Source organism: Hydrogenophaga sp., from assembly GCF_051007235.1.
GTDB lineage: Bacteria > Pseudomonadota > Gammaproteobacteria > Burkholderiales > Burkholderiaceae_C > Hydrogenophaga.
The window spans coordinates 1-10,054 of record NZ_JBPCSJ010000084.1 but is presented as its reverse complement, the minus strand read 5'-3'; the positions used below and the strand labels follow the sequence as shown (position 1 = coordinate 10,054).

Here is a 10,054-nt window from a genome sequence, read left to right as displayed (position 1 = left end):
CCGATGGCCACCGGCTGACCCTGTATGTGGGCGCCCTCGACACCGGGAAGAACTCGGGCGAAACGGCCTTCCGTTTCACCGATGAAGGTCCAGTCCCGGCCTTCTACTGGGTGGATCAGGGATTCGGCTACGCCCTGTCAGGCGCCTTGCCGCGGGACGCGCTCGCCGCGCTGGCCACAGCGGTGTACCGGCAACTGTGAACAGCTGACGTGCAAGGCACGGAACGGGCGCGGCGGCTCAGTGCCCGAGAGCCCGCAAGGGATGGGCACTCACGGGCCAGGGGCTCACAAAAAACGGCTCGACCAGATCGGGCCCGACGTCCTCAATGCGTTCCGGATTCCAGCGCGGCTGGTGGTCCTTGTCCACGGCCAGCGCACGGATGCCTTCCACCGTTTCGCTGGCGGCCCCAGGCCGCAGGTGGAAACAGCGGCGCACCAGGTCACGTTCCATGCGCAGTTCATCGGCCAGACCCATACCCCGCGCGCGGCGCACCTGTTCCAGCACCACGTTGAGCATCAGGGGCGAGCGCTTGCGCAGCAGGGCAGCGGTGTCCCGGGCCCAGTCGCCCTGCCCGCCTTCCAGCGCCTTCACCATGGCGCCAACGCTGTCCAACCCGAACACACGGTCGATATCGGCCAGCGGCCATGCCGCCCGCGCCGGCGCTTTCTGCACATGGTTGCGGCACCAGCGCTCCACCGCTTCGCTGCTTTCATAGGGTGTCTGGCCCAGGCTGTCCCACAGCCCTGTCAGCCGCCCGCTGTCCATCAAGGCGTCGGCCAGGCCCACGGTCAGCGCTTCGGTTCCGCCCAGCACCAGGCCCGTGAGCGCCAGGTACTCGCCGGTGCGCCCGGTGCAACGGCTGAGGAAATAACCGCCGCCCACGTCGGGAAACAGGCCGATGCCGGTTTCGGGCATGGCGATCTTGCTGCGCTCGGTGACGATGCGCAGGCTGGCGCCCTGGCTGATGCCCATGCCGCCGCCCATGCAGATCCCATCCATAAGAGCGATGTAGGGCTTGGGATAGGTGTGGATGAGGTGGTTGAGCGCGTACTCTTCGGTGAAGAAGTCCTCCAGCTCGGGGTTGCCCGAGAGCGCCGCCTGGTGGAAGAAGCGGATGTCGCCGCCGGCACAAAAGGCGCCGAACGGCCCCTCTTTGCCGGTGCCACGAATGGCCACCGCCAACACATGGGCGTCGTCGCGCCAACTCAACAGCGCAGCGGTGATGTCCCGGATCATGCCCAGAGACAAGGCGTTCAGCGCCTTGGGCCGGTTCAGCGTGATGCAGCCCACCCGGCCGCGGACTTCGGTGATGACGTGGGTCTCGGGGGCGTGGCTCATGGGAATACTTCCTCGAAAAAGGTCAGTGCGGCGTGGCGCCGCTGGCATCGGGCTGAACGGTGGGCGACGGCGTTGAGCGCGCGCGCCAGGCCAGCACCTCGTTGATGAGCAGCGCGCCAATGACCACGCTGCCGCCCAGCAAGACTTCGCGACCCGGCGTCTCGTTGGCCCACAGCCACGCCCAGACGATACCGAAGATCACCTCCAGCAAGGCCAGCAACGAGACCTCGGGCGCCTTGAGCGCGCGCGCGCAGACGACCGCGAGCGCACACGGGATGGCGAGCTGGAACAGACCCAGAAGGGCCAGCCAGGCGATATCGGCGGCGGTGGCCGCAAACGGCAACGCCAGTGGCAGCGTGGCCGCGGCCGACAGCAGCGCACCGACCAGCACCGACGGCACAAGGTCGATGGACTGGCCCTGCTGCTGGCTGCGCTGCACCACCGTCCAGTTGATGGCACCTGCGATCGGCACACACAAAGATGCCAGCGAACCCAGCACCAGACCCGAAGCATTGGCATCGGGGTCGGTGAAGGCGGCCCACATCTGGCTGCCGTACATGTAGACGATGCCCAGGCCGGCCGCGACGATGGCGACCCAGGTGCGCCACGGCAGGCGCTGGCCAATGAACACACGAGCCACCAGGGCGGTGAACAGTGGCCCGGCGGCCATGATGACCAGCACGTTGGCCACGCTGGTGAAGGTCAGCGCCAGCATGAACGCGGTGAACATGGTGGCCCAGCACACGCCCGACACCCAGAAAGTGCGTGAGTTCGCCAAAATGCCCCAGTGACGCAACAGTATGCTCTGCACTGCCACCACCGGCAGGGTCGCGCCCGAAGCGCGATCAGCAGAACGCCACATGGGCAGGATCACCAGCAGCGACAAGGCCGTGAACGCGCTGCGCCAGAAAGTCACCTCAAACCGGGCCGCCGACTCCAGCTGACGAGAAACTACACCCGCGATGGACCACATCAGGGTCACGATGACCATGAGCAGAACCGCTCGGCTGTGGGTCAGGCGACCATCCATTTCAGAACACCAGGCTGGCTGCGTTGACCATGCCGACCGCCACCGACAGGCCGGCGCTAACAATGCCCAATGCCGTCACGCCGTCTTGAATCCCTCGCACAAAGCCGGGCAGCAGGGCCCGGATGGCCAGATGGGCCAGGTACTGACAGAGCAAGCTGGCCGTGGTCCAGGACAGCATGTCGGCGAGCGAGACGCTGTGGGCAATGGCGCTGGTCACGGGCAATGCGAACCCGAGCACGGTGCCCACGAAGACCCATGCAGCGGCCTGGTTGCCTTGCGCGATGAGCTGCATCTCAGGGAAAGGGGTGAGCTTCACGAAGACCGCGCTGGCGACAGCAATCAAGGCCAGTCCACAGAGAAAATACAGGGCAAATGCGGGCACAGATCAGTCCTGAGATCTAGAGGTCAGTCGAAGTAATGCGGGACGAAGTGGCTGCTGTTCTTGGTGATGGCCGAGGCGTCTTCCCGGATGCACAGGCCGGCGGCATCGTCACCCACAACCCAGCCGCCCACCACGCTCCAGTAGTCGTCATACCGAGGCAAAGGGGCCAGCACTTGATACACCCAGTCTCCGGTTTCCTCGAACACGCGCTCGACGTCGATGAGCGTGCCATCGGGCTGATGCAGGCTGCACCCCCCTCCCTCGCGCGAGAACATCGGTTTGCGGGCGTACGCTCGATTTGTAGGCAGTGAACCTCTCGCAAAAGCGGCAGGCAGCAACAGCGGGTGTCCTGGGTGACGTTGCCAGAGGTGAACTGCCAATGACTTGCTGGAAAGCAGCAGCTTCCAGGGTGGCTCAATCCAGCGCACCGCGTCGGTGGCCGCATGCTCGGCAAAGCTGTCGCGCCAGATCCATTCCCATGGGTAGAGTTTGAACAGCTGTCGGATCGGAGCACCCTCGTGATCGACGAAGTACGCGCCGTCCCAGCCCACATCTTTCATGGCCAGCCACTGGGTTCTCCAGCCTGCCTGCAGGGCGGTGTCCAGCAGGTAGTCCAAGTGCACCGCGTCCTCTTCCTGCTCGTATTGGCCAGCAAAGTGAAGGACATCGCTGTGCCCTTGCGCCCGCAGGGTTCGCCAACGCGCCACCAGCTTTTCGTGCAGGCTGTTGAACTGGTCTGCCTGGGGTTGCACATCCACCTTCCAGGTCCACTGCGCCAAGCTGCTTTCCATCAACGATGTGGGCGTGTCAGCGTTGTACTCGAGCATCTTGGGAGGGCTCACGCCATCCCAGGAGAAGTCAAAGCGTCCCAGCAGTCCCGGCTCGCGCCGCCGCCATGAGCGCTCAATCGTGGTGATGGCGGTGTCCGGGAGCGGAAGGTGGCTCCAGTCACCGGCCTTGATGAAGTCGTCAACAAAGTCCAGACACATGGCGTGCAACTCTGTCACCGCGTCGTCAAAGGTGTCGATCTGCGACGCGCTGAACCGGTACGCCACATGTTCCTTCCAGTACACACCGTCGATGCTGTGGAAGCCGAAGCCCAGCGACGCCATCTTCTGACGCCAGTCCGTTCGCTCGATCTGGGGCAGCCGCTGCATCAGCCACCCCGGCTGAAACCACCGCCAAACCCACCGCGCGTGACGCTGGAACCGCGGAAACTGGTGGCGCTCAGAGGCCTGGCGTTGTGGCCAGTTGTGACGCGTCCATCGGCGTGGTAGGCCTTGCCATCGCTGTCCATGTCAGGGCCATACCAGGCGCGTCCACCACCGCTGCCACCTGCTGACGAGGTGCCATCGCTTCCGGACTCGCAGTCGCGGGGATCGTTCCAGTCGCGCAGACAGTCAGCCTGGGTCTCGTAGCGTGGCCGCCGAGTGTCAACGCTTCGGTCGATACTGGCGTAAACGACCACCGCGGTCGAGCCCACCAGCAGCCACTGCCACTTGTCGTTGATCCACGATTCGCTCATCTCGGCGACCGGCCTTCACCAACCAGGGTTTCAGGCGTCGCGCGAAGCGCGCTTGCGGTCGTGTTCCTTGAGGTAGCGCTTGCGCAGGCGCACGCTCTTGGGCGTGATTTCAACCAGCTCGTCGTCCTCGATGAACTCGACGCCGTATTCCAGCGTCAGGTCGATCGGGGGCGTGATCTTGATCGCGTCTTCCTTGCCGCTGACGCGGAAGTTGGTCAGCTGCTTGGTGCGGGTGGCGTTGACGATCAGGTCGTTGTCGCGGCTGTGGATGCCAACGATCATGCCTTCGTACACAGGGTCGTTGGGCTTGACGAACATGCGGCCGCGATCGTCGAGCTTGCCCAGGGCGTAGGTGAAGATTTCACCGTCGTCCATGGAGATCAGCACACCGTTCTTGCGGCTGGCGATCTCGCCCTTGTGCGGCTCGTAGCCGTCAAAGATGTTGGCGATCAGGCCCGAACCGCGGGTCAGGTTCAGGAATTCGTTGGTGAAGCCGATCAGGCCACGCGCCGGAATGCGGTACTCCAGGCGCACACGGCCCTTGCCATCCGGAATCATGTTGGCCAGCTCACCCTTGCGCTCGCCCAGAGCCTGCATCACGCCGCCCTGGTGCTGCTCTTCGATGTCGGCGGTCACCAGCTCGATCGGCTCGCACTTCTCGCCATTGATCTCGCGGAACACCACGCGCGGCTTGGACACGGCCAGCTCGTAACCTTCGCGGCGCATGTTTTCCAGCAGGATGGTCAGGTGCAGTTCGCCACGGCCCATGACTTCGAAAATGCCGTCTTCGTCGGTCTCGCGCACGCGCAGCGCCACGTTGGACTGCAGTTCTTTCTGCAGGCGGTCCCAGATCTGGCGTCTGGTGACGTACTTGCCTTCGCGGCCGGCCAGCGGGCTGGTGTTGACGCAGAAGTTCATGGTCAGGGTGGGTTCGTCCACCTTGAGCATGGGCAGCGGGGCCGGGTTCAGCGGATCGGTCACCGTCACGCCGATACCGATGTCGGCGATGCCGTTGATCAGCACGATGTCGCCCGGGCCGGCTTCGGTGGCCTGCACGCGGTCCAGGCCCTGGAAGGTCAGCACCTGGTTGATCCGGCCCTTGATGGTCTTGCCATCCGGACCTTCCATCACCAGCACGTCCATCGACGGCTTGATGGTGCCCTGGCTGATGCGGCCCACGCCGATGCGGCCCACGAAGGTGGAGAAGTCCAGCGCGGAAATCTGCAACTGCAGCGGCGCGGCCGGGTCGCCGGTCTGCGCGGGCACGTGCTTGAGCACGGTGTCGAACAGGGCCGACATGTTCGGGCCCCACTGCTCACCGGGGGCGCCCTCTTCCAGCGAGGTCCAGCCGTTGATGCCCGAGGCGTAGACCACCGGGAACTCCAGCTGCTCGTCGGTCGCGCCCAGGTTGGCGAACAGGTCGAAGGCTTCGTTGATCACCTTGGTGGGGTTGGCGCCGGGCTTGTCCACCTTGTTGACCACAACGATGGGCTTGAGGCCCAGGGCCAGGGCCTTCTTGGTCACGAAGCGGGTCTGGGGCATCGGGCCTTCCTGGGCATCGATCAGCAGCACCACGCCGTCAACCATGGACAGGGCGCGCTCGACTTCACCGCCGAAGTCCGCGTGGCCGGGGGTGTCGACGATGTTGATGTGCGTGCCTTCCCAGCTCACGGCGCAGTTCTTGGCCAGGATGGTGATGCCGCGCTCGCGTTCGATGGCGTTGTTGTCCATCACCGTGTCCACCACTTTTTCGTGTTCGGCGAAGGTGCCCGACTGGCGCAGCAGCTGGTCCACCATGGTGGTTTTGCCATGGTCGACGTGGGCGATGATGGCGATGTTGCGGATCTGTTTGCTCATGATGTGAGTTCCGGTGAGTTTTCCAGGATGTGCTGTATTTCGATGGGGCTCAGCAGCCGCCCCGGGATCAGTTCGCCAGCGCAGGTGTGTCCGCTGCCCAGCAACACGGGCGCTTGCCCGTCGTGTGCCGGGCCGAACACGGCCACCTGCGGTTGGTCGGGCCAGTCGCCCCGGCGGCGCACGCCGCTGAGGAACCGCCCTGCATCTTCATGGCCCAGCGTGACACGGGCGTGGCCCGGCAGCAGGGCTTCGATCGGCAGCAGCCGTTCCAGCCGGGCCGCCTCGTCCAGGGCTTCCAGCGCCTCGACGCTGATGCACTGGCTGGCGTCGAACGGGCCGGTCTGCACGCGCCGCAGCATGCTCAGGTGACCACCGCAGCCCAGCGCCTCGGCAATGTCTTCGCCCAGGGTACGGATGTAAGTGCCTTTGCTGCAGGTCACGCGCAGGCGCAGGTGGGGCTCGTCGCCCTGCAGCTGCAGGTGCAGCAGCTCCAGGTCGTGGATGGTGACGTGTCGGGGCTCGCGCTCCACCGTTTCGCCCTCGCGGGCGTATTCGTAGAGCGGCTTGCCGTCTTTTTTGAGCGCGCTGTGCATGGGCGGCACCTGGGTGATGTCGCCCATGAAGCGGTCGAGCACCTCGACCACCTCGCCCACCGTGCACTGCACCGGTCGTGTGTCGATCACGTCGCCCTCGGCATCACCGGTGGTCGTCTTCACGCCCAGGCGCACCATGGTGTCGTAGGTCTTGTCGGCGTCCAGGTGCAGCTGGCTGAACTTGGTGGCCGCGCCGAAGCACAGGGGCAACACGCCGCTGGCCAGCGGGTCCAGCGTGCCGGTGTGGCCCGCTTTTTCGGCGCGCAGCAACCACTTGGCCTTTTGCAAAGCCTGGTTGCTGGAGAACCCCAGCGGTTTGTCGAGCAACAACACCCCATGCACAGGGCGCCGTTGCACCCTGGTGCGTGGCGCGCTCATCGTCATTCCCCGTCTTTGGAGCGAGAGGCCACGGCCTTGGAGATGAGCGCGTTCATGTCGGCCGCGCGCTCGGTGGTGCGGTCGAACACGAAGTGCAGCGTCGGCACGGAGTGGATGTGCAGCCGCTTGAACAGACCGGTGCGCAGAAAACCCGCCGCGGCGTTCAGCCCCTGCTGGGTTTCTTCCGGGCTGCCGGTCAGCAGGCTGAAAAACACCTTGGCGTGCGCGTAGTCGGGGGTGACCTCGACCGCGTTGATCGTGACCATGCCCACCCGCGGGTCCTTGAGCTCGCGCGCGATCAGCTCCGCCAGATCGCGCTGGATCTGGTCGGCGACGCGGAAACCGCGGTTGGGGACGGAGGAAGCCTTGCGTGGCATGGTGAACCTGAGCCTTACAGCGTACGCGCCACTTCCTTGACCTCGAAGAACTCCAGCTGATCACCCTCGTGGATGTCGTTGTAGTTCTTGAGCTTGATACCGCACTCGAAGCCCTCCTTGACCTCGCGCACGTCGTCCTTGAGGCGCTTGAGCGATTCGAGTTCGCCGGTGTAGACCACCACGTTCTCGCGCAGCAGGCGGAAGTGGGCGCTGCGCGTGACCGTGCCGGACGTGACCATACAGCCGGCCACGGTGCCGATCTTGGAGGCCACGAACACGGTGCGGATCTCGGCCGAGCCGATGACCTCTTCGCGCTTTTCCGGTGCCAGCATGCCCGACATGGCAGCCTTCAACTCGTCCACGGCGTCGTAGATGATGTTGTAGTAGCGCAGGTCGACATCGTTGCCTTCGGCCAGCTTGCGCGCGCCGACGTCGGCCCGCACGTTGAAGCCGATGATGATGGCCTTGGAGGCGATCGCCAGGTTGACGTCGGACTCGCTGATGCCGCCCACGCCGGAGAACACCAGCTGCACCTTGACCTCGTCGGTCGAGAGCTTGAGCAGCGAAGCGCCCAGGGCTTCCTGCGAACACTGTACGTCGGCCTTGACGATGATCGGCAGCACCTTGACTTCGCCGGCCGACATGTCGGTGAACATGTTTTCCAGCTTGGCGGCCTGTTGCTTGGCCAGCTTGGTGTTGCGGAACTTGCCCGCACGGTAGGTGGCGATTTCGCGCGCACGGCGTTCGTCGGTCATCACCATGAAGTCGTCACCGGCTTGCGGCACTTCGGCCAGACCCTGGATTTCCACCGGGATCGACGGGCCGGCTTCCTTGATGGGCTTGCCGTTTTCGTCCAGCATGGCGCGCACGCGACCAGAGGTCTGCCCCACCAGCACCACGTCGCCGGTCTTGAGCGTACCGCTCTGCACCAGCACGGTGGCCACGGAACCACGGCCCTTGTCCAGACGGGCTTCGATCACCAGACCCTTGGCCATGGCGTCGACCGGGGCCTTGAGTTCCAGCACTTCGGCCTGCAGCAGGACCTGTTCCAGCAAAGCGTCGACGCCCTCGCCGGTTTTGGCCGACACACCCACGAAGGGCACGTCGCCACCGAATTCTTCCGGCACGACTTCTTCGGCCACCAGCTCGGAGCGCACGCGCTCCAGGTTGATGCCCGGCTTGTCGATCTTGGTCAGGGCCACGACCATGGGCACACCCGCCGCCTTCGCGTGCTTGATGGCTTCCTTGGTCTGCGGCATGACGCCGTCGTCGGCCGCGCACACCAGGATGACGATATCGGTCGCCTGCGCACCGCGGGCACGCATGGCCGTGAAGGCCTCGTGACCCGGGGTGTCGAGGAAGGACACCATGCCGCGCGGGGTTTCCACGTGGTAGGCGCCAATGTGCTGCGTGATGCCGCCGGCTTCGCCCGCGGCCACCTTGGCGCGGCGGATGTAATCCAGCAGCGAGGTCTTGCCGTGGTCCACGTGGCCCATGACGGTGACCACCGGCGCGCGAGGCAGCAGTTCGGCCTGGTGTTGGCCGGCTTCCTCGTCGGTGAAGGCTTCCGGGTCGTCCAGCGCGGCGATCACCGCCGTGTGGCCCAGTTCTTCCACCACGATCATGGCGGTGTCCTGGTCCAGCGGCTGGTTGATGGTGACCATCTGGCCCAGCTTCATCAGCTGCTTGATGACCTCGGACGACTTCAGGCTCATCTTGTGCGCCAGTTCGGCCACGGTGATGGTTTCCGGCACGTGCACTTCGATGACCTTGGCTTCGGTCGGTGCCACGAAGCTGGACGGACCCGAATCGCGGCTGTCGCGGTCGCCGCGGCGGCCCTTGGGCCCGCTGCGCCAGTTGGAGCGGCCGGCACTCGTGTCGCCACGGGTCTTGATTTCCTTCTTTTTGGCCGCGTCGTCCTTCCAGGTCGACGACAGGGCTTCGGACTTGACTTCCTTCTTGCCCGCACCGGCAACGGCGCCAGCGGCCGGTGCCGTCTTGGCACCCGGCGTGCCAGCCGGCTTGTGCAAGGTGCCCTTGATGGCTTTGGGGTCGGGCGTCGGCTCGGGCTTCTTGGCCACCATGGTCCTGGCCGGAGCGGCCATCATGGCGCGGATGTTGGCCGCTTCGGCCTCGGCCTTGCGACGGCGTTCCAGCAGATCTTGCGCGCGCGCCTCTTCCAGCTTGCGGGCTTCGGCGTTCTTCTCGGCCAGTGCGCGGGCGGCGGCATCGCGCTCCTGCGCAGCGGCGCGGGCCTGTTCGGCCGCGGCGTCCTGTGCGGCCACCGCGGCAGCGGCTGGGGCGGCGGGTGCGCTGGGGGCAGCAGCGGCTTCCTGCTGGGCCTTGGCCGCAGCGGCCGCAGCGGCGGCTTCACTGGCGGCGCGTGCCTGTTCGGCCTGCGCCTGACGGGCTTCTTCGGCTTCACGCTCTTCGCGCTTGCGGGCCAGTTCTTCTTCCTGACGGCGCAGCAGCTCCGCCTGGCGGCGTGCTTCTTCCTCGCGGCGGGCCAGTTCGGCCTCATCGATCACGGGCGCGGCCGGTTCGGCTGACACGGCTTGCGGCTCAGGCACGGCC

The 10,054-nt window shown here is 65.6% G+C and carries 10 protein-coding genes; 1 reads left to right on the top strand and 9 read right to left on the bottom strand.

From position 1 onward, the window contains the following. Nucleotides 1-200: anti-sigma factor family protein (locus ACR2JA_RS02880; protein WP_434007617.1), on the top strand; the 200-nt coding region annotated here is incomplete at its 5' end. Nucleotides 201-237: 37 nt separating this feature from the next. Here ACR2JA_RS02880 and ACR2JA_RS02875 read toward each other — a convergent pair. The 9 genes from ACR2JA_RS02875 to infB all read right to left on the bottom strand — a co-directional run. Continuing rightward, complete coding sequence (locus ACR2JA_RS02875) at nucleotides 238-1,338, bottom strand: enoyl-CoA hydratase/isomerase family protein (RefSeq protein ID WP_434007616.1); 1,101 nt, start codon at nucleotides 1,336-1,338, stop codon at nucleotides 238-240. Nucleotides 1,339-1,360: 22 nt separating this feature from the next. Then, complete coding sequence (locus tag ACR2JA_RS02870) at nucleotides 1,361-2,329, bottom strand: DMT family transporter (protein WP_434007615.1); 969 nt, start codon at nucleotides 2,327-2,329, stop codon at nucleotides 1,361-1,363. 40 nt (nucleotides 2,330-2,369) lie between these two features. After that, nucleotides 2,370-2,750, bottom strand: a complete 381-nt coding sequence (locus tag ACR2JA_RS02865; RefSeq protein WP_434007614.1) for a DUF350 domain-containing protein — start codon at nucleotides 2,748-2,750, stop codon at nucleotides 2,370-2,372. 23 nt (nucleotides 2,751-2,773) lie between these two features. Next, nucleotides 2,774-3,907 (bottom strand): glutathionylspermidine synthase family protein, encoded by a 1,134-nt coding sequence (locus ACR2JA_RS02860; RefSeq protein WP_434007613.1) that lies wholly within the window; start codon nucleotides 3,905-3,907, stop codon nucleotides 2,774-2,776. Then, a complete protein-coding gene (locus tag ACR2JA_RS02855) occupies nucleotides 3,907-4,275 on the bottom strand; it encodes a hypothetical protein (RefSeq protein ID WP_434007612.1) in 369 nt (122 codons plus the stop codon). The genes ACR2JA_RS02860 and ACR2JA_RS02855 overlap by 1 nt, the downstream gene beginning before the upstream one ends. Before the next feature lie 30 nt (nucleotides 4,276-4,305). Next, entirely contained in the window at nucleotides 4,306-6,132 is a 1,827-nt protein-coding gene (typA, locus tag ACR2JA_RS02850; RefSeq protein ID WP_434007611.1) for a translational GTPase TypA, read from the bottom strand. Then, entirely contained in the window at nucleotides 6,129-7,103 is a 975-nt protein-coding gene (gene truB / locus ACR2JA_RS02845; protein WP_434007610.1) for a tRNA pseudouridine(55) synthase TruB, read from the bottom strand. Before truB ends, typA begins: the two co-directional genes overlap by 4 nt. A 2-nt stretch (nucleotides 7,104-7,105) precedes the next feature. Further along, complete coding sequence (gene rbfA / locus ACR2JA_RS02840) at nucleotides 7,106-7,480, bottom strand: 30S ribosome-binding factor RbfA (protein ID WP_434007609.1); 375 nt, start codon at nucleotides 7,478-7,480, stop codon at nucleotides 7,106-7,108. A 14-nt stretch (nucleotides 7,481-7,494) separates the two neighbouring features. Beyond that, nucleotides 7,495-10,054: translation initiation factor IF-2 (infB, locus tag ACR2JA_RS02835; protein WP_434007608.1), on the bottom strand; the 2,560-nt coding region annotated here is incomplete at its 5' end.

Excerpts from the sequence above, each read along its gene's own strand:
- ACR2JA_RS02875 (WP_434007616.1), bottom strand. The coding sequence starts at position 1,338 with ATGAGCCACGCCCCCGAGACCCACGTCATCACCGAAGTCCGCGGCCGG.
- ACR2JA_RS02870 (WP_434007615.1), bottom strand. The coding sequence starts at position 2,329 with ATGGTCATCGTGACCCTGATGTGGTCCATCGCGGGTGTAGTTTCTCGT.
- ACR2JA_RS02860 (WP_434007613.1), bottom strand. The coding sequence starts at position 3,907 with ATGCAGCGGCTGCCCCAGATCGAGCGAACGGACTGGCGTCAGAAGATG.
- ACR2JA_RS02855 (WP_434007612.1), bottom strand. The coding sequence starts at position 4,275 with ATGAGCGAATCGTGGATCAACGACAAGTGGCAGTGGCTGCTGGTGGGC.
- typA (WP_434007611.1), bottom strand. The coding sequence starts at position 6,132 with ATGAGCAAACAGATCCGCAACATCGCCATCATCGCCCACGTCGACCAT.
- truB (WP_434007610.1), bottom strand. The coding sequence starts at position 7,103 with ATGAGCGCGCCACGCACCAGGGTGCAACGGCGCCCTGTGCATGGGGTG.
- rbfA (WP_434007609.1), bottom strand. The coding sequence starts at position 7,480 with ATGCCACGCAAGGCTTCCTCCGTCCCCAACCGCGGTTTCCGCGTCGCC.